The organism is Streptomyces sp. AM25 (genome assembly GCF_058146165.1).
On record NZ_JBKIWN010000012.1, the window covers coordinates 54748 to 73864 of the forward strand.

The window sequence follows — 19117 nt, forward strand, 5'->3', positions numbered from 1 at the left end:
ACTCCTGTCACGTGCATCGGTACGTCGAAGAGCTGTGCGAGCGTCAACCCCGGAGTGCGTGAAGATCTTCCCCTCGGGCAGCCGGACGTCGCCCGGTCATCGTCGCACGGGTGGTCGAAGGCGGCCGGGAATGTGCTGCGGGTGGCCTTGGATCTGTCACTTGCCTTGCCCGCGCGGGCCTCGCCGCATACGGCCGGAATTGTGTGACTCCGACAAGTCGCGAGGCGGGGCATGTAGCCGATGTGTCGGGGCTTTGATGCCGGGAGGCCGCCGGAATGTGCGGTCCGGCGGTTGCGTGATCTTGGAGCTTACGGGCGGTTCGTGGCAGGTTCCGGCAGGTCCGATGCTGACTTAATGTTGACTTTCCTGACGGTGAGTCAGCTACTCGGGTTCGGCCCCCGTGCGGGCGCCGAGGTGTCGGCGAGGGGCGTGAGGTGCCGAAGGCGGCGGTAACGAAGCGTGACGGACAGGCTGCTGTGGACTCGGTGGGAAATCCCGCGGCCAGGACATCGGACACCAGCACGGCCGGTACCCCTACCGGGCGTGCGGCGAGTGCGGCGACGGCGCCATGGGCGATGGCGGCAGCGGCGTGGTCGTGGCCGTCGGTGCTGCGTCCGGGAAGGCAGGCGAAGAGCCCGCCGGGGTGGATCTTGCGGGAGTCGAAAGAGAGGGGGCTGTGCACCGTGCGGCCGGTGTCGGGTACGTGGTCAAGGGTCCCGCCGGTTACCCGGGCGGCCTCGGCAAGGGTGAGCGGGATCAAGGGGTTCCCTCCGTCCGGGGGCCGAGGACGATGCCCCGCCCGGCGTAGAAACGGTCCAGGTCGGTCCACGGGACGGCGGCGAAGGTCTGCGAGTGCCCGGGAAAGCCTGACGGGTTGTGGATGAGCACGCGGCCGGAGTCCGCCCCGACGGCGAGGACAAGAGGACAAGGTGACCGCCACGCCCGGCGGGTGTCGCATTGAGCGTGCGGATGCTTTTGTGCACGGACATGATCACCAGGCGGCCCTGCCCGATCTCGGCGGCCACCTCATCGGCCGGGAGATGTGGTGCGGAGGGCGACGTCGATCCGGGCGCGCAGTTCGCTCCATGGAGCGTCGCTGACGTCAATGAGTTCCGGTGACGGCCTGCCGAAAGAGATGCCGACGCGCAGCCCTTCCGGTGCAGAGATATCAGGCATCGAACACTCCCTTGCTCGTGGTGTACGGCAGAGGTAGGGGTCCGCCCCGGCTGGCCCAGGGTCTGCAGGCCGGGGCAGGAGTTCATGAGTCCGCGGGGTCTTCTCCGGCCGCCTCATGCTCCAGGCATGAAATGGGCGGGAGCCAGGGGAGTTTGCGGACGACCGTCACGCCGTGCTCGTCGCATCGGTACACCCCGGGGCGCAGTGGTCTGATGCTGTGCCCGCCGTGGGGGCACAGCATCCTGTCGGGCCCGCACCCGAGCCGGTTGCGGTTCACCACTGGACGGTGGGGTGCATGCTCGACCAGTGCGCGGCGCGATCCATGTCAGTCCGGTGTGGCGGAGGTCGTGGCGGCGCAGGTGTTCGTAGCCGAGGCGGACGACGACTTCATCCCAGTGAGTGGCGTCGCGCAGGATGGCCGTGGTGATCCGTCCGCCGCGCGGGCCGGTGAAGAGCCGGGCCATGGGGTCGTGCCCCACGGCGTCGAGGCGGGCAGGGGTCATGGGACGGATTTCGGGGATGAGGGGGACAGTACGTCGCCGTTTGCCTTGGTGCCCTTGTCGATGAGCCCGCCGGGCCCGGGGGTGGTCTGGCGGCAGCATTCCCAGGTCCAGGTGCGCCGGTCGGTGTCCCGGGCACGGACGCCGGAGACCTCGCCGATGCGGGCGGCGGTGCAGGCGGCGAAGCGCACGGCGTCGCCCCAGCCCAGGTACTGGTCGTAGGAAGCCCGGGAAGGAGCCGGGGCCCGTCATCCGCTGAACCGGCTGACCGCTGCCAAGGGCGGCTGCCGGCGGTTCAGCGCAGCGCGGCGTAGACGATGAGGTTGTCCACGGTGTGGCCCTGTGCGTCGTAGGCGCCGTCGCAGGTGATCAGGCGCAGGGTCGGTGCCGTTGTCGCGCCGTAGACCTTGTCGGTGGGGAAGGCCTTCTTGCTGACCGTCTCGGTGGCAGTGACGGTGAAGCGGAAGGCTGTTCCGCCGGCGGTGCGTACAGTGATCTCCGCTCCTTGGCGGATCTTCTTCAGGTCGTGGAAGACGGCCCGGCCGTGACGGGTGTCGTTGTGGCCGATGACGACGGCGGCGCCACGTGATCCGGGTGCCGGGTTGCCCGTGTACCAGCCGGCGGTCATCCCCTTGTCCGCGGGCGGGACTTGGACGGTGCCGTCCTGGTTGAGGCCGAGCGGCATCACAGGGCTGTCCACGCCGAGGGACGGGATGGACACCGAGGCGGGGGCGGCGGCAGTCCGGTCGGGTGATGCAGGAGCCGACGGTTCCGCCGTCGCCGCGGCGCCCGGGGCCGGTGCGTTCGAGCAGCCGGTGGCAACCGTCAGGGCCATGAGGCAGAGCAGCGAGGACAGGATGCGGCTGCGCCAACTCGTCGGTCGTGTACGGGACATGTGGTGCCTTCGCAGAGGGAGGGTGCCGCCCCGGGCGGGGCGGCACCACGGGCGGGGCGGCGTCAGCCGTTGTGGCGCGCGGCGGCGCGGCGGCGCAGGGCGAAGGCACCCGCGCCCGCCAGGAGCGCGGCCCCAGCGGCCGAACCGGCCACCGTGGCGGTCGCGTCGTCGCCCGTCTCGGCGGCAGGGCGTTCGCCGGCGGCGACACCACCGCTCGGCTTCTTCACCTCGGGTGCCGGGGCGGCTGCGGACTTGGCCGAGTCCGGCGCGGGGGCGGGGCGTTCGCCGGCGGCCGCGCCGCCGCGCGGCTTTACGGGGGCCGGGGCGGCCGTGGACGGGGTCTTCTCCTGCGCGGCCGGAGCCGCCTTCTGCGGGTCCGCGGCCTTCGCGGACGGGGCCTGGTCCGTGGACGGGGCGGCGGCGCGCGGGGCCGGTCCGTCCGCGGCGAACGCGGCGGTCGTCGGCAGGAACACCCCGCCGAGCACGGCGGTGGCGAAGGCGGCATTGCGCAGGGTCTTGCTGCGGCGGGTCGGTCGGCGGTGGGACGGCATGGTGTGGGCTTCCCTTCGTCTGGCGAACGACGCCGGTACGTGTCGTACCGGCGCCACGTGATCGCCAGCTTCGCGGGAAGTTATGAGGAACCTGTCAGGTCGCTGTAGGCATCGCATCAGGGTCGTCCGCGCCCTGTCCCGGGAGCAGGGCCGGCGCCGGCAGCCGCAGCGTGAACACGGAGCCCTTCCCCTCGGTACTCACGGCGCTCACCGAACCGCCGTGGGCCTCGGCGAGCTTGCGGACGATCGCCAGGCCGAGGCCGCTTCCCCCGGTACGCCTGCTGCGGGACTTCTCCGCGCGCCAGAACCGGTCGAAGACATGCGGGAGATCGGCCGCCGGAATGCCGATGCCGGTGTCCCTCACCTCGACGACGACGTGTTCCCCCGAGACACGGCCGTTCAGGGCGACCTCGCCGCCCGAGGGCGTGTGGCGGATCGCGTTGGAGATGAGGTTGTCGATCGCCTGTCGCAGCCTGACCGGGTCGGCGGTCAGCCGGGCGTCCTGCGTCGTGACGCTCAGGGCCACGCCTGCCGTGTCGGCCCGCGCCTGGTGGGCGGCGGCCACCTGGGCCAGCAGTGCGTCGAGACGCACCTCTTCGGGGTGCAGTCGCAGGGCGCCCGCGTCGGCCTCGGCGAGGTCTTGCAGGTCGTCGATGATGTGCTGCAGCTGAACCGCCTCCTCCAGAAGCGAGGAGGTGAACTCCGGGCCGGGGTCGGCGAGTCCGTCCTGTGCGGCCTCCAGCCAGCCGCGGATGTTGCTGAGCGGCGTGCGCAGCTCGTGCGCCACGTCGCTGACCATCGCCTTGCGCAGCTCTTCCAGGCGGGCGCGGTGCTCGGCCATCTCGTTGAACGCGACGGCCAGTTGCCCCAGCTCGTCATCGGCCGTGACGGGAACGGGTTCCGCCCCGGGGCTGTCCTTCATCCGGTGTGCGGCACCTGTGAGCGCGTGCAACGGCCGTACCAGGCGGCGCCCGGTGATCAGTGCCACGCCGATGGTGAGGGCGAGCACGAGAGCGGCGACGCCCACGATCCTGGCGGTGTTGGCGGGCGACAGGTCGAAGCCGGGCACGGTGCCGGAGTCGGGGGTGCCGATGAACAGCAGGGCCGGCGGGGCCACGTAGCCGCCGAGCTGCTCGCGCCGCGCCGTGCTCACGCACGCGGTGACGGCCTGGTCGTCGTCGCCCTGCCCCTCCGCCTTCGGTGCGGGCCCTTGCTGCCAGGTCAGGTCCACGTGCAGCGTGATGCCGGGGCGGCGCTGTCGGCTCAGGCATGCATCGGCCAGGTTGTTGAGGGCCGCGAGCGCCTTCTCCTCGGTCCTGGTGGGGGTGTCCAGGCCGGTGTTCGGGCACTTGGCGGGCTGCACGGCCTCGGAACCGCCGCCCTTGACGACGACGCGGGGGCGCCCGGCCGGGTTCTCCACGACCTCGGCCGGGGTACCGAAGGAACGGAGGCAGTCCGCATTGCGGTCCGCCTTCTGCCTCAGCTCGGTGCGTTCGGCCGCCGTCAGCCGGAACGGGCCGACCGCCCGCGGATCGATCCGGTCCGGCGTCGTGCCCCGGTCGGTGGCCGTGCCCGAGCCGAGCACGGTGTCCACGGCCAGCGGGTCGACGACCGCGGAGGGCTTCGCCGCCAGGGCGGGCGGTGCCTGACCGGTGGCCGAGTCGGCCACGGTCCGGCGCTCCTGCGTGGTGACCGCGACCCGGCGGCCGTAGCGCCGGGCCAGGTCCCGCACCGTCTCTTCGGCCCCGTCCCACTTCGTGTGGGTGGCCCCGTAGCCGAGCAGGGCGTCGTAGATGCGGGCGTCGTCCGCGAGGTTCTGGCCCTGCTCCTGCCGGATCGCCCCCGACGTGGTCTGCACGGCCAGCCAGGCCGTCGCCGCCACCGAGCAGGCGGCGACCAGGGCGAACACCCCGAGGAAGCGGCCGAGCAGGCTCTTGCGCAACGGCAGGCTGCGGTACGGGCGTCGATCGCGCTTACGGCGCACGGCCCGCACCCTTGGCAGGGTCGGTCAGCTTGTAGCCGACACCGAAGACGGTGAGCAGCCGCACGGGGTTGCGCGGTGTGGGTTCGATCTTCTTGCGCAGGTTCATGACGTGGACATCGACGGTACGGGCGCTGACGTACCGGTCGAAGCCGTGCAGTTCCTCCAGCAGCCGTTGCCGTGTGAAAACCCGGTCCGGCTCGGCGGCCATCGCGGCGAGCAGGCGGAACTCGCCGGGCGTGCACTCCATCGGCGCGCCGTCGACGGTGACCTCGTGCCGGTCGGGGTCCACACGCAGCGCCCCGACCGTCAGGGCGGTCGAGGCGGGCGCCGCCGGTGCCGTGCGGCGGGTGCGACGCAGCAGCGTACGCACCCGTGCCATCAGCTCGCGTGGGCTGTACGGCTTGGTCATGTAGTCGTCGGCGCCCAGGTCGAGCCCGAGCAGCAGATCACCTTCGGTGGAGCGGGCCGTAAGCATCAGCACAGGCAGCTCACGTGCCTCACCGCGCAGCACCCGCACCACGTCCAGGCCGTCGACCAGTGGCATCATCACGTCCAGAACCAGCAGGTCCGGCTCACGCTGCCGCACCCGGTCGAGCACGGCACGGCCGTCGTGCACCACGGTGACCGTGTGTCCCTCACGCTCCAGATAGCGGCGGATCAGCTCGGCCTGCTTCTCGTCGTCCTCGGCGACCATGACGTCTGCACACACGCCGCCATCGTATGGGAGTGCGAAACCGACACTTCCGGCGAGGGCGTCCAGTCCGTGATCCCTGTCACATTGCGATGCGGGCCTCGGCCCGAGGCTGATTCTCCGGTGGGGCCACGACGTAGACCAGGGCGAGGCTGTTGGAGGCCATCATCGAGGCGGCCAGGGCCTGGACGGCGCGGAAGCCGAGGAGCGCGCCGAGGCCGGGGGTGAGGCTGCAGGCGGCCGAGGAGATGGCGAACAGGGCGAAGCCCCAGAGATGGACCCGGCACCTCTCGGACATGCTGGGACGCAAGCGCATGCTGCGAGGGTGAATCCATGCCCTGCCCGAAGTTCGGCAGGCTCGACTCGGAGTCCTGCCGCACCAGCCTCGACCCCACCTGCATGGCCATCGCCGAATTCAACCGCCCCAAAAGTGGAACCGACGTCATCGTCTGCAAACGCCGCAAAGCGGCTGACGTGCCCTGCTACCGCCCCAACTGCCCTGACACAAAGGGGATATAGCCTCTATTCGTGGCGTGGTGACGTGCCTTTGGGCGGCCTGGCGCGAACACCTGCCTCCAAGGGCTGTCACACATGGCCCGGCCGTATCCGGGAGTACGAGGTCGGGGACCGGTTCATCACTGCATCGTGTGCCCAACTCCCCGGCAGAGTGGCCAGATGTCTGCTCGTGCGTTCCCGACACCACTTGCCACGGTTGCTCGTAGTGTTTGATGGGGGAGCCGGCGAACGACAGGTTCGTCGTTGCCCTTCCATCCCGTCCCGGACCAGGGAGCGGCTGATGTCTGTCGAGCCGGACGAAGTTCGCGAAGAGGTCGGTGCAATCATCGTGCGGTTTCTCGAAGGTCAGGAGCCGTTGCTCGCCGGACTGGGCCTGAGTGATCATTTCGAGGCGGCCAGGAGGCTGGCCGGCAACCCGACGGGGAAACGCTTCCGTTCCCGGTTCTGCTACTGGGGATGGCGTGCAGCCGGCGGCAACGGCAATCCCGAGGCCGTGTACACCGTGGGTGCGGCATTGGAGATGATGCAAACGTCGTTTCTGCTCCATGACGACGTGATGGACCGTGGCGTGATGCGCCGGGGACAGCCGGCAGCCCGCGCGTTCCTGGCCGGCCTGCACGCGGAAGAGGGCTGGCACGGATCGTCCTCGCATTACGGCGACTCCTGTGCCATCGCTTTGGGAGTGCTGTGTCAGGACTGGGCCATGGCGCTGCTCGACAGCCTCTCTCCCGTCACCGGCCTGGGCAGGGTGCGGGACCTGTGGCACAGGACGAACTGGGACACCTGCTGCGGCCAGATCCTCGAACTCGTCACAAACGCCCGGCGCGACTTCCGGTACGAGCAAGCGGTGCTGATCGCGCACTACAAGAACGGCGTCTACTACATCGCTCCGCCACTGCGCATGGGGGCGGCACTGGCCGGTGCCGACGAAGCAGTGGACCAAGCATTCCTGAAGGCTGGTCAGCTGCTCAGCGAGGGCCATCAATTCCGCAACGACCTGCTGGGCGCGTTCGGGGACGGGCGCACCCTGGGCAGCTTCGACGATCTGGCCGAGGGCAAGGCCACCGCGCTGCTCGCCCACGCCCTGCGCGAGGCGGACGAGGGGCAACGCGACCGGCTGCTGGCCCTGTACGGACGGGAAGACCTGGACGCGGACGGTGCTGAGGAGATCCGGCGCATCCTGCGTCAGACAGGCGCGGACAAGGCAATCGAAGACGAGATCGGCCGCCGGTTCGAGCAGGCGCTCGCCGTCCTGGACCCCGTTCCCCTCACCGACGAGGGGCGCGAGGCCATCGTGGCCCTGGCCCGTCAGGCCCTGTACCACCGCCACTGAATCCGCCTGCGAGGGAGAACCCTGCGATGAGCGGACCGTCCGACGCGGTGCACAGTGACCTCGACCGCGCCGCCTTCGACTACTACGACAACAAGCGCGACGACGCCATCAACCTCGGACTGGGTGAAATCGACGGGCTGTACCACCACCACTTCGCGGTCGGCGACTTCGACAACAGCATCCTCGATCTGGCTGAGCCCGAGCGCAGCCAGGCGGTGAACACGGAGTTACACCGGATGGAGACCGCCCAGGTCACCAACCTGATCACCAACGCGCTGGGCACTGTGGGCCGCACAGGCCGGATCCTGGATGCGGGATCCGGCCGAGGCGGGACGGCTTTCCTGCTGCACCGACGCCACGGCTGCCGCGTCGACGGTGTCAATCTCTCCACCTACCAGACGGTCTTCTGTCGTGAACAGGCTTGTCGGCACAGGGTGGAAGACCAAGTGGTCTTCCACGAAGGGAACATGAGCGACACCGGCTTCGAGGCCGGCACCTTCACCCACGTCATCACCAACGAAACCACCATGTACGTCGACCCGTTTGCCGCGTTCACCGAGTTCGCCCGCCTCCTGATACCCGGTGGCACGTACGTCCTGATCTCCTGGTGCCGCAACGACGCAGTCGCCCCCACCTCCGCGGAGGCCGAGGTGATCGATACCCATTACCACTGCCACACCCACCGACGCAGCACCTACCTCCGCGCCCTCCTGGACGCCGGCCTCATCCCCCAGCAGGCGGACGACCTGACACAGGAAGCCATTCCCTACTGGGAACTGCGCTCGGCCTCCCCGCTCACCACCGGAATCGAGCAGACCTACCTGGACGGCTACCGCAGCGGAAGAATCAACTACCTGCGCGTGATAGCCCGCAAGGCCCTCGGCGCTTCGGCATGGGCTGTGCACTCCCACTCGCCCTGACCTTGCATGGAGAGACCGATGAAGCCACTGGCACCAGGCGCACCCGGCCCATATGGCATGCACTACCCGGACCTCCCCGACGAGCCCGAGACCCTGATCAACCCCCATTACCCGGCCATCGCCCGGGTTGCGGAAGAGGTCATCACCACCTGTGCGGAACTTGCCCCTGCAGAGCGGCGAATGCTGGAACAGGAGGACATCGGCCTATGGTTCTCCAGCATCTGGCCGCTTGCGGGCCAGGACGAGCTGTGTGCCCGAATCCCCCTCTACCTGTTCCTCGTCATGCGCGACGACCGGCTCGACAGAGGCGACGCCGGCGGAGCAGCAGATCTGGGCAAAGCGATCGCCCGCAAGCTCGAACGCCTGCTTGCCCCCCTTCAGGCAGACCCCGCCCAGCGCATCAGACACGCCACCGAGGCGGTACTCGAACGCGCGCCGCGCGATTCCTTCAACTCACTCGACGCCTATCTGGAGTACAAACGCGGCGGCGAAGACAGCATGCAACTGGCAGCAGAACTATCCGCCGCCGGGGCCGGACGCACCTACGCGCCGCTGCTGGACGTGCCCGAGACGCAGGAATTCCTCTGCCTGCACTCAGCCCTGGCACGGCTGGCCAACGACATCCTCGGCGCACCCAGAGAAATGAGCCAGAAGGGCGACCGCATCAACGCTGTTGCCCTCCACCAGCGCCTCACCGGATGCACCGCACAACAAGCCCTCGACGCCTGCCTGGAGCTGTACCACAGCATGCGAGAGCGATACCACCGCGTACGGCGCGGCCTGTCCCGCCAGGAAGAGTTCGAGCAGATGTGCACAGACCTGCACCTGGTATACAGCGGGACCGTGTTCTTCATGAAGCGGTCGCTGCGCTACCACCGCTGCTGGACGCAGACGGCCTGGTGATCTCTGCTTCCCCGGCCCCGAGGAGCGGCCGCTTGTCACAGCCCAGGACTCCCGGCCCGGGCACCGGCCGCGAAGCAGCACTAATAACAGGCCCCATGACGGTGTGGCCGTGGCGTGCGAATCCGCCACCATGCGTCTTCGGCACCGTTGCTTCGCGTGGCCGGAGGGGCCCGTGGGCGAGCAGGCCCCCGTTGTTTCTGTCGTGGGCATGCTTTCGCTACCATCCGGTAGGTTGATCAACCATGCTCTGTGGAAGGACAGATGATGGACGTTCACGATCGTCTGCCGCAGGAGCAGGACGGAGTGACGACTCCGGGCGCCCCGGGCGCCTCGGATGCCCCGCACCCCCATGCCGGGATCGGCCGCCGTAGGTTCCTCGGCTACGTCCTGGCGGCGCCGACCCTCGCTGTCGCCGCCCAGTTGGGCGAAGCGGCAGCCGATACCACTCCGGCACACGCCGCGCCCGCCTCGCTCCCCGAGCTGACCAAGCTGTTCGACTTCAACGACATGCTCACGGACGCGACGCTGCCGACGGCCGGCCTCATCACCATCCAGGTACACGCGGACGGTACGGCCTCGTTCGCCCTGCCCCGCGCCGAGGTGGGCCAGGGCATCACCACCTCCACGGCGATGCTGATCGCCGAAGAACTGGACCTGCCACTGGAGAAGATCCGCGTCACCCTCGCCGACGCGCGCCCCGAGCTGCTCTTCAACCAGCTCACCGGCGGCTCCAACACCACCATCTCCACCTATACTCCGGTCCGCGTCGCCGCCGCGATCGCCAGAAGGCGCCTCCTGGAGGCCGCGGCCGACGTGCTGGGCGCCGGGATATCCACGCTGACCGTCGCGGCAGGTGTGGTCACCACCGGGGACGGCCGGAGCGCGACCTACGGCTCGCTCGCGGAGAAGGCCGCGAGCCAGAAGACCGTACGAGTCGCCGCCGACCTCAAACCACGCTCCTCCTTCTCGGTCATCGGCACCTCGCGCAACCGGGTCGACGCGCTGGCGAGCGTGACGGGCCGCAAGCAGTTCGCCATGGACCTGCAGGTGCCGGGCGCGTACCCGGCCATGGTCTGCCGGCCGCCCACGATCAACGGCACGGTGCGGTCCGTGCAGAACCTCGCGGAGGTACGGGCGATGCCCGGCGTCACCGACGTCGCGGTCATCTCGACAGGTGTGGCGGTACGCGCACGTACCTTCGGTCAGTGCATCGACGCGGTACGTGCGCTCAAGGTGACCTGGGGCCCCGGGACGGCGGAGGGAGCGTCCGAGGAAACGGTTCTGCGGGAGCTGAAGAGGGCGGAAATCCCCCTGGCCGTACCGCGGTTGAACCATCTCGCCAAGACTGTCGAAGCAACGTTCACCTTCCATTTCGCCAGCAACAGCGCGCTGGAGCCCAACTGCGCGGTGGCCGACGTACGGCCGGACCGGGCCGAGATCTGGGCGTCCCTGAAGTCACCGATCGTCGCCAAGGAGAAGATCGCGGCGAAGCTGGGCCTGCCGCTCGGTGCGGTCGCGGTGCATGTCACCGAGGGCGGCGGCTCGTTCGGCCGCAAACTGTTCTCCGATGCCGCGCTCGAAGCCGCCGAGATCTCCCGGGCGATGGGCAAGCCGGTCAAGCTCATGTGGCACCGCACCGACGAGTTCCGCCAGGGGCGTACGCACCCGATGGCCACCTCGCGCATACGGGCCACGTATGCCCTGGGCAAGGTGCTCACGTACGAACAGCGGCACACCTCCGTGTCCACCGACTTCGGGCACGGCCTCGGAGAGATCATCACCGCGTCGGCCGCCAAGCTGCCCGTCGGCGACCTCACCTTCTCCGAGACCATCTTCACGCTCACCCAGCAGACGCCCTACGACCTCGGGCTCCACACCCAGTTCCTCAACGAGGTGGACAAGGGCTTCAACACCGGCAGCATGCGCGGCATCTACTCGCCCAACGTCCGGTGCGCGCAGGAGCTCGTTCTCGACCGGCTCGCGGACGAGATGGGCAAGGACCGCCTTCAGCTCCGTCGGCAGCTCATCAAGGACGACCGGGCCAGGGCTGTTCTGGACAAGGTCGCGGAAGTCGGAAACTGGGGGAGGGAGTTGCCTCCCGGCGTGGCACAGGGCATTGCCGTACACCCCGAATACCACGGAGCCGTCGCCGTACTCGCCGAGATCGACTGCCGCCCGCAGACCACTGGACGGCACATACCCGACGCCTGCACCGGACCGCGCGTCACCAGGGTCGTCTGCGCCGTCGACGTCGGCCTCGCCATCAACCCGAAGGGCCTGGAGGTCCAGATGATGGGTGGCATCATGGACGGCATCGCCATCACACTCACTTCGGGCCTGCACCTCAAGGACGGCGCGTTCCTGGAAGGCAGCTGGGACAACTACTTCTACACCCGTCAGTGGAACACCCCGCCCGAGCTGGAGATCGTGGTCATGCCGCCGACCAGCGGGAAGCCCGGCGGTGCGGGGGAGCTGGCGGTCGGCGCCGCGTCGGCCGCGGTCGCCTGTGCCTACGGCGCGGCCACCGGCACCATGCCGACGACGTTCCCCGTCAACCACTCCGGCCCGCTCGGCTTCGAGCCGCTGCCGACCGTCCCCCCGATCCCGCAATCGCCGACCGACGGCCTGGACCGCGCCTACTAGAGACGAGCGACCGTGCCCGAACACACCTTCATCCTCAACGGCAAGCCCGTCACGGTGGACGTCGAGGACGATGTGCGGCTGCTGTGGGTGCTGCGCGACGTCCTGGGCGTCACCGGGCCGAAGTACGGTTGCGGACTCGGCGTCTGCCAGGCGTGCACCAGCCACATCAACGGCAAGGCGTTCAACCCCTGTTCCGTGCCGGTCAAGAGCATTCGGCCGGATGACGAGATCACCACCATCGAGGGGCTTCCTGCCACCGTCGGCAGGGACCTGCACCCCATGCAGGAGGCCTGGCTGGAGCGCGACGTCGCCCAGTGCGGCTACTGCCAGCCCGGCCAGATCATGGCCGCGGTCGCCAAGGTCAAGCAGGCCCGCGCCGCCGGCCGCGAGATCACCGAGGCCGACCTGGACGAGATCCGCAACGTCTGCCGCTGCGGCACCTACCACCGCATCCGCGAGGCCATCAGGGAGGGGGCGCAGCGCTTTTAGGCCCGAGCCTGAGGCCGGTGCGGGATATCTGCTTCGTCTTTGCTCTCGCCGAGCAGCTCGTCGTACCCGTTGTCCAGGCTGGGATCGTGACCCAAGCCCTGTCAAGACGGTTCGGCGGCTCCGTCGGGGTCGCTGTCGTGCCGGTCGGCCAGGGCGGTGATGCCGGCCGTGGCGGCGGTGGCGAGGTCGGCGACCATCGCATCGTCGACGGGCAGATGGAGGATGTACAGGGCGGCGGAGTAGGAGCCGGCCAGGAGCACGTGGGCGATCGCGGGGTCGACGGGCCCGGCCAACTCGCCGCGGGCCACGGCTCGTTCGATGATTTCGGCGAATTCGGCGTGTTCGGCGGCCAGGAAGGTGTCTTGGAACCGGGTCACCAGTTCGGGGTTGACGGCGAGTTCGCTCATCAGCGCCGGTGTCAGATCTCGTGCTGCCGGGGCGGTCAGGCGGGTCTGGATGGTGCGGGCCAGCGCCAGGGGCGGCGCACGTGGACTCCTACCACCTGCCCTACAACGACCTGCAGATAGCCGTCGACGCGCACGCCACCTACACCGCCCGCAGTGGTGCCTTTCCCGCAAGCGCCTGGGGAACCGTCTGGGCACAGCACCGGTTCTACGTGCCCGGAGGCCTGCACAGCACCTCCTGGAAGCAGCTCAAGGTCGACTGCCTGACCACCGGCGGCCCGACCGCGACCGTCACCGGTATCGTCGTGCGCACTTCACCCGACCTGCACGACCAGCTCGGCAAACGCGAAGGCGTCAGCTTCTACGTCAACGGCCGCCACTCCCGGGTCGGCAGCAGCGTACCCCCCGCGACAGGGCCACTTCTGCCCAAGTGCATGGCCATCTCCGCCACCTGGCCCGTCAAACACGGCGGCTTCACGCTCAAGGACGCCCCGCTGGTGCCCCCACCCATCCCCGGCCACTGACACACCCGCCCAGCCCTTGCCCTTGATCCGCCCGTCCCATCACCTGAACGTTGCCCGCATGGTTCAGCCAGCGCCCACATCCCCGCGCGGAGGGACCTCATGACCTACTACGCCGTCCCCTGCCTCCGGGGCGTTCAGCGCGGGTCCCGGGTGCTGCCCGCCGCGGGGCTGCCGCTCCTCTCGGACCGGTCGTCGGGGGCGCGTGGTGCGGGTACCTGGCCGATCATCGACTCGGCTTCCCGTACGCCGGCGAGGCGGGCGAAGCCGACCGCATAGGCGTGGATGTCACGCTGCACCCGCTGCAGCTCCGCCCGACAGGCGGCATTGCCCTCCCAGTCGGACTCCGGGCTGTCGGGATGAGCATGCTCGAACTCCCGCAGCCGGGAGTGCCATTGGGACAGGAACGGCCGCAGCTCGCGGTTCAGCATGGTGATCGCGAGGTACTCGACCGTCTGCCCGCCGGGAACGGGGGCCGAGGGACGGGCGGTCCTGAGGATCCCGCGCGTCGTGGCGAACAGCCCGTACACAGAGGTGAGTGCTTCCCGGACGACTCCCTCGTCACTGGCCAGGGGCTGCGTGGACACGCGGGTCACCGTTTCGACGAACATCTGCCAGGCGACCTGGCGGGAGTCGTTGTTGACGGTGAACGTGAGCTCGCTCAGCTGCGGGATGGCGACCTTGACCTCGGTGAGGCGAGCCGTGCGCTGATACCACTGCACGACCAGGACGGCCACCGCGCCCGCGACGCCGCCGGTGATGACGAAGAGGCTGCGGCCGGTCACCTGGGTGAGGCTGAAGAGGACAAGTCCTGTGAGCGCGCCGACGGCCGTGGCCGCGACGAGCCGCAGCAGGGCGCTGTCGAGGATCCGTCGCCCATGCGCGGGCCGGGCGCCGGGCTGCAATAGCTGGTTGCTCATCGTCGCGTCCGTTCCCCGCCGAATTCCGATGCAGGAAGAACATAGCGCCAAGGACGTCAACTCACCGGCGTTGCGGCGGCATTCGCGTGATCCTGGGCCGATGTCCCGGAGGAGCGGGTCGCGCGGCCGCCGAGCTGTTCGACGCCGTCGACGGGTGGTCCAGACATCACCCCGGTGCGGGCCGACGGTGGCTGCACCGGCAGCCGGCTGATGCACTCGCGGTGCCTGGCGAGGACGCCGGCTGTCTCGGCGGCCTCCGGCGCCGCAGCCGCCAGTGCTACCTCCTCCCGCAGCTCCTCGGCCCGCCCACGGCCGGCTGCCTCCCGCTCCTGCAGGGCGAAGGAAACCCGGGGATCCAGCCCATCCAGTCAACTTGCTCCGGACTTCGGACAGAGCGGCCGGAAAGCGGGGCCCGAAGGTACGTAGGAGCGCCACCGGTCGGCATTGATTGCGCCCCTTGCCCACTCGCACAGTGAGTGCGCCGGGTCCACTGTCGCGTCGACGTCCCACAGGCGCACCGTATTGTCCTTGCTCCAGCTGACAATCGTCTTGCCGGCGGGACCGAATCCCACGCCGGTGACGTCAGCGCTGTGCCCTTCGAGCGGCCCGCCGATCTGCTGCCCGGTGGCGACGTCCCAGAGCCTGACCGTGTGATCCATGCCGCCGGTGACCAGCGTCTTCCCATCGGGGCTGAACGCAATGGACGTGACACCGCTGCGATGACCGGTCAGCGGCTCCCCGACCTGTTGACGCGTGGCCACGCTCCAGAGCCGGACGGTACTGTCACGGCTCGCGGTGGCGAGCATCGTGCCGTCGGCGTTGAATGTCACCGCGTTGATCTGCGCGGTGTGACTGGGGGGCGTCTCCCCGATACGGCGATGTGTGGCAGCATCCCAGAGCACCACTGTGTCGTCGTCGGTGCTGGTGGCGAGCGTGCGGCCGTCGGGGCTGAATACGACGCTCAGTGCTCTGCCATCGAGTGCCGTGCCGATCTGACGGTGCGTCACCAGATTCCATATGCGCACGGAGTCCTTGCCGGAACTGGCGAGGCTCCTGCCGTCGGGACTGAAAGCCATTGCGCCAGTGGAGCTGGCGTGGTTGGGCAGTAACGTGCCAATTTGGCGGTGGGTTGTGACGTTCCAGAGTTTCACATCGTAATGTGTTGTGAAGGAGCTGGTCGCCAGCACAGTGCTGTCGGGGTTGAAGGACATTGCGGAGCCCACGCCCATGCCACCGGTGACCAGCGGATCACCGATCTGGCGAAGTGTGGCAACGTTCCAGAAGTGCACAGCGTCGCCGGATCCCGCAACGGCCAGGATCTGCCTATGAGGGCTGAGCGCCGTCGCCAGTTGACCCCCGGTGTCGACCGATGTTCCGATCTGCCGTTGTGTGCGGACATCCCACAGCCGAACCGTGGTGTCATCACTCGAACTGGCCAGGGTCGATCCGTCCGGGCTGAAGGCCAATGCCAAGACCCTGCTTGTATGGCCGGTGAACGGTGCTCCCATCCGGATGTGCCGCGCTCTGTCCCAGAGTTGCACACTGTCGTCTTCGTGCGCGGTGGCAAACATCGTGCCGTCGGGGCTGAAAGCCACCGACTCGGCCCTCCCGGCGCCGGCGGTGAACGGCTTCCCGACCGGGGCTCGGGTGGTGGTGTCCCAGAGCCGGACGCTGCCGTCGGCATCGGCGGCGGCGATGGTTTTGCCGTCCCTGCTGAAGGAGACGGACGAGATTCCGTAGCCGGCTGTCGTCAGTGCCTTGCCGATTGGCGCATGGGAACTCACCTCCCAGAGCTGTAGTTTGTTGCCGGCGCCGGTCGCGAAGGTTCTGCCGTCGGGGCTGAGGGCTACTGTGTAGAGGTCGTGAACTCTGAGTGGCTCACCGATCTGGCGATGTGTCGCCACGTCCCATGTCCGTACGGTCCCGGAGTCGCCCTCGTCACCGGTGACGAGAGTCCTGCCGTCAGGGCTGTAGGCGACCGAATGGACCATCCCGGCATGGGCGTTGAACGGGTCACCGATCTGTGTGTGGTCGGCGACGTTCCAGAGTCGGACAGTGCCGTCGGAACTTGAGCTGACCAGAGTCCTACCGCCCGGTCCGAAGGCTAGCGACGTGACGCCTTGGTTGTGCCCGACGAATGGGTCACCGATCTTCCGCTGCGTTGCCGCATCCCAGAGCCGCACGATGCCGTCGCCGCTTCCGGAAGCAATGGTCTTGCCGTCCGGGCTGAAGGCCACCGCTCTCACGGGCCAGGAGTGAGCGAGCAAGCCGGACTCCGGGTCGACGGCGGCGTTGAGAACTGCGAGGCGGGATTCCGGAGTCGGGTCGATCCGCCATGCTGCCAACGCTTTCAACCGGGCACCGAACGGGTCACGGGTCGCAAGGAGGGAACTCTGACTGATCAACTGCTGCGCGACGGCATGGTCGCGCTGGCGGGTGGCCTCGGCACGTGCGACCAGTGCGATCACGGACACCGTGCTCGTGATCAGGAGGAGCAGGTTCAGCACGGCCGCGGTGATCCTGGCCGTCCGCAGGTTGCGTCTGGTGTCGAGGAGGCCTTCCGACTTCAGGTCGTCCTCTGGAAGGCCGCGTACGACGGCTGCGATACCGAGTGCGACGTTGTCGACATCCGGCGCGGGATCGGCACCGTTGTCGGGGCGGCGGAGGACTGCGGACTTCCAGACGGGTTGCTGCTTGAACTTTCCCGACAGGCGGGTGGGCAGTGCCGTCGAGAGTTCCGGATTCCAGTCGCCTCGTTGCTCGTCCCATACCAACTGCCCTGCGGTCACCACGAGCAGGATGGTGTCGACCGCCTTGTGCTTCAGCCACCATTCGATTTCCCGGTCGACCCACACCGATGCCTTCGACTCCGGCGATGCCATGACCACGAGCCAGTCGGAGCGGGCGAGGCCGGCTTCGATCTTTTCCCGGAGCTGCGGCCCGATCGATACACCGCTGTCATCGAGGAAGACTCTGATCCGAGGTGGCTTGTACCAGGGCCGGGACTGCTTTTCGATCGCCCGCTGCAGGTGTGGCAGCCATCGTCGGTCGCGATCCCCGCTGTAGGAGAGAAATGCGCCGTATCCGAGGTCGGTCCTTATTCGACCGTGGCGGGCTATGAGTGACCGCAGCCAAGCGAATTCCGGGCCTGGCAACCGGAGTGGAACGGAAAGGCGTCCCGCCCTCATGCGGCCGGCAGGTATTCGTGGCCGTTCCAATGCAACATGACTCTCGTGATGGCGCCTTCGGCGCAGCTGGGGTTGCACGAGTTTCCGGATTTGGCGATCGTGTACTGACCATCTCCACCGGGGCCGACGAGCCGTGCGTCGTAATAAGCGAGCCTCCCGCCCCTGTAGTGGTCCCCCGGGTCGCTCCAGCCGATGTCCTCGAACCCGTCTTTGTCGGGTACGAGCACCAGTACCCCGTCATAGCGTCCGGGGTTGTAGATCACGAAGGTGTTCTTGGTGGCGTCGGATGCAGGGGCGGCGAAGTGCAGGTCCTTTTCGTAGATGTCCACGTCGATGGATACCAGTGCGTGACCGTTGCTGGTGACGGACGCGATGCACCCGCTCGGGTCGTGGGAACCGGTCCGCCGGACCAGGAATACGCGAACCGCCCCGAGGTCCGGATGCTTGATGTCCCGGTGATCGAGCACCGTACCCGGACACTGTGCGGTGTCCGGCGGACTGGACGGAAACGAGGCGGGCGAGGGCGCTGCCGAGTGGGCCGATCCGCTCGTACCGTGTGTGCATCCGCCGGCGAATGCCATCGCCAGAGCCGAGGCCGGCACCGCGATCCGAGCCACTGCCGAGCCGGGCGTGCACCACGAATGCTGCCGACGTAAATGCCCGGAAGCGCTGGAAGGCATTGAATTCCCCCTGTGTCGGAATGAGGCTGATCGACTGGGAAGCAACTCCGAACTCTACTCGGGCAGATGTGTCATATGGGAGAACTTGCGCGAAATCCGGCTGAGTGCGCCTCGTGCTCCTCGTCCACGACGGGGCTGCGCAGCTGATCGCGGGCCTGGTTGCCGTACTCCTGGACCGAGTCGGGGTCCCTCAGGGCGTACTCGGTGACGGCCCGCCGCTCCTCGGGCCGTCCGCCGGCCCGGACGGCGATCGGGTGGTCGGCCACGGCCCGGGCGGTATCAGCCGGGGATCGGCCGGCCCGACCGGCTTTTGGTGCTCCGCCTCATGTCATGCCGTGATGGTGACGGTCGTGTGCGCGGAGATGCTCCACCGGCCGTCGGTGCGGCCGATCACGTAACTGACCCGGACCCTGCCGGGCGCGGGCCGGGGGACGTGGAAGACCGTGCTCGCGCCCACGGCGGAAGCGTCCACGAGCCGGGTGTCGACCAGTGAGGTGCGCAGGACTCCGGTGTCCCAGCGCAGGCGCACCTCGTCCCCGGCGGACATGCCCGGGTACGGGCCGACCTGTACGACGAGCCGCGGGGCGTCGGCACGTGCGGTGATCGCGCCGTTCCTCGCCCCTTTCACCTCGGGCGGGGCGAGGGGCTGTGCGTCCATCCTCCAGGACCTCCTACGGGCCGCCGTCCACCCGCCGGGCAGCGGCGGACCGGGCCCCGGGGCCATCGTCCCCTGTTCGACCGATCCGTACACGTCCTGTTTTCTCTGCGTTCATGCTTCATTCGGCAGCGGTGCCACGACAGGG

At 68.8% G+C, this 19117-nt stretch carries 20 protein-coding genes; 6 read left to right on the forward strand and 14 right to left on the reverse strand.

Annotation, left to right across the window (positions count from 1 at the left end):
- Positions 1–43 precede the first annotated feature (43 nt).
- The 8 genes from ACLHRZ_RS17685 to ACLHRZ_RS17720 all read right to left on the reverse strand — a co-directional run bounded on the left by ACLHRZ_RS17685 (position 44) and on the right by ACLHRZ_RS17720 (position 6095).
- Entirely contained in the window at positions 44–958 is a 915-nt protein-coding gene (locus ACLHRZ_RS17685) for a Mur ligase domain-containing protein (protein ID WP_490419406.1), read from the reverse strand.
- A 68-nt stretch (positions 959–1026) separates the two neighbouring features.
- Complete coding sequence (locus ACLHRZ_RS17690; RefSeq protein ID WP_490419407.1) at positions 1027–1176, reverse strand: hypothetical protein; 150 nt, start codon at positions 1174–1176, stop codon at positions 1027–1029.
- 499 nt (positions 1177–1675) lie between these two features.
- A complete protein-coding gene (locus ACLHRZ_RS17695; RefSeq protein WP_490419408.1) occupies positions 1676–1867 on the reverse strand; it encodes a hypothetical protein in 192 nt (63 codons plus the stop codon).
- A gap of 104 nt (positions 1868–1971) precedes the next feature.
- Positions 1972–2571, reverse strand: a complete 600-nt coding sequence (locus ACLHRZ_RS17700) for a class F sortase (protein WP_490419409.1) — start codon at positions 2569–2571, stop codon at positions 1972–1974.
- 62 nt (positions 2572–2633) lie between these two features.
- On the reverse strand, positions 2634–3122 hold the full coding sequence (locus ACLHRZ_RS17705) for a hypothetical protein (protein WP_490419410.1): 489 nt from the start codon (positions 3120–3122) through the stop codon (positions 2634–2636).
- Between the two features lie 94 nt (positions 3123–3216).
- Entirely contained in the window at positions 3217–5106 is a 1890-nt protein-coding gene (locus ACLHRZ_RS17710; protein ID WP_490419411.1) for a sensor histidine kinase, read from the reverse strand.
- Positions 5096–5800 carry a response regulator transcription factor gene (locus ACLHRZ_RS17715; protein WP_490419514.1) on the reverse strand — a complete coding sequence of 235 codons (705 nt, stop codon included), beginning with the start codon at positions 5798–5800 and terminating at the stop codon, positions 5096–5098. The genes ACLHRZ_RS17710 and ACLHRZ_RS17715 overlap by 11 nt, the downstream gene beginning before the upstream one ends.
- Before the next feature lie 79 nt (positions 5801–5879).
- Positions 5880–6095: a hypothetical protein gene (locus ACLHRZ_RS17720; RefSeq protein WP_490419412.1), complete on the reverse strand. Its 216-nt coding sequence runs from the start codon at positions 6093–6095 to the stop codon at positions 5880–5882.
- 498 nt (positions 6096–6593) lie between these two features.
- Between ACLHRZ_RS17720 and ACLHRZ_RS17725 the strand changes: the two genes are divergently transcribed.
- From ACLHRZ_RS17725 to ACLHRZ_RS17745, 5 genes are all read left to right on the forward strand, one after another.
- Positions 6594–7646 (forward strand): polyprenyl synthetase family protein, encoded by a 1053-nt coding sequence (locus tag ACLHRZ_RS17725; protein ID WP_490419413.1) that lies wholly within the window; start codon positions 6594–6596, stop codon positions 7644–7646.
- 26 nt (positions 7647–7672) lie between these two features.
- Positions 7673–8566, forward strand: a complete 894-nt coding sequence (locus ACLHRZ_RS17730; protein ID WP_490419414.1) for an SAM-dependent methyltransferase — start codon at positions 7673–7675, stop codon at positions 8564–8566.
- 18 nt (positions 8567–8584) lie between these two features.
- On the forward strand, positions 8585–9469 hold the full coding sequence (locus ACLHRZ_RS17735; RefSeq protein ID WP_490419415.1) for a terpene synthase family protein: 885 nt from the start codon (positions 8585–8587) through the stop codon (positions 9467–9469).
- Between the two features lie 261 nt (positions 9470–9730).
- Complete coding sequence (locus ACLHRZ_RS17740) at positions 9731–12112, forward strand: molybdopterin cofactor-binding domain-containing protein (protein ID WP_490419416.1); 2382 nt, start codon at positions 9731–9733, stop codon at positions 12110–12112.
- 12 nt (positions 12113–12124) lie between these two features.
- Positions 12125–12601 carry a (2Fe-2S)-binding protein gene (locus ACLHRZ_RS17745; protein WP_490419417.1) on the forward strand — a complete coding sequence of 159 codons (477 nt, stop codon included), beginning with the start codon at positions 12125–12127 and terminating at the stop codon, positions 12599–12601.
- A 101-nt stretch (positions 12602–12702) separates the two neighbouring features.
- On the opposite strand, the gene ACLHRZ_RS17750 is transcribed toward ACLHRZ_RS17745, so the two are convergent.
- Positions 12703–13203, reverse strand: coding sequence for a TetR-like C-terminal domain-containing protein (locus tag ACLHRZ_RS17750; protein ID WP_490419418.1), 501 nt, complete (start codon positions 13201–13203; stop codon positions 12703–12705).
- Between ACLHRZ_RS17750 and ACLHRZ_RS17755 the strand changes: the two genes are divergently transcribed.
- Positions 13089–13529: a hypothetical protein gene (locus ACLHRZ_RS17755; protein WP_490419517.1), complete on the forward strand. Its 441-nt coding sequence runs from the start codon at positions 13089–13091 to the stop codon at positions 13527–13529. The two genes, ACLHRZ_RS17750 and ACLHRZ_RS17755, sit on opposite strands and share 115 nt — an antisense overlap.
- Positions 13530–13663: 134 nt before the next feature.
- Here ACLHRZ_RS17755 and ACLHRZ_RS17760 read toward each other — a convergent pair whose 3' ends face one another.
- The 5 genes from ACLHRZ_RS17760 to ACLHRZ_RS17780 all read right to left on the reverse strand — a co-directional run bounded on the left by ACLHRZ_RS17760 (position 13664) and on the right by ACLHRZ_RS17780 (position 18972).
- Positions 13664–14446 carry a hypothetical protein gene (locus ACLHRZ_RS17760; RefSeq protein ID WP_490419419.1) on the reverse strand — a complete coding sequence of 261 codons (783 nt, stop codon included), beginning with the start codon at positions 14444–14446 and terminating at the stop codon, positions 13664–13666.
- 368 nt (positions 14447–14814) lie between these two features.
- Positions 14815–17634 carry a toll/interleukin-1 receptor domain-containing protein gene (locus ACLHRZ_RS17765; RefSeq protein ID WP_490419420.1) on the reverse strand — a complete coding sequence of 940 codons (2820 nt, stop codon included), beginning with the start codon at positions 17632–17634 and terminating at the stop codon, positions 14815–14817.
- On the reverse strand, positions 17631–18101 hold the full coding sequence (locus ACLHRZ_RS17770) for a hypothetical protein (RefSeq protein ID WP_490419421.1): 471 nt from the start codon (positions 18099–18101) through the stop codon (positions 17631–17633). The genes ACLHRZ_RS17765 and ACLHRZ_RS17770 overlap by 4 nt, the downstream gene beginning before the upstream one ends.
- A gap of 284 nt (positions 18102–18385) precedes the next feature.
- Entirely contained in the window at positions 18386–18580 is a 195-nt protein-coding gene (locus ACLHRZ_RS17775) for a hypothetical protein (protein WP_490419422.1), read from the reverse strand.
- Positions 18581–18642: 62 nt separating this feature from the next.
- On the reverse strand, positions 18643–18972 hold the full coding sequence (locus ACLHRZ_RS17780) for a hypothetical protein (protein ID WP_490419423.1): 330 nt from the start codon (positions 18970–18972) through the stop codon (positions 18643–18645).
- Positions 18973–19117: the final 145 nt, after the last annotated feature.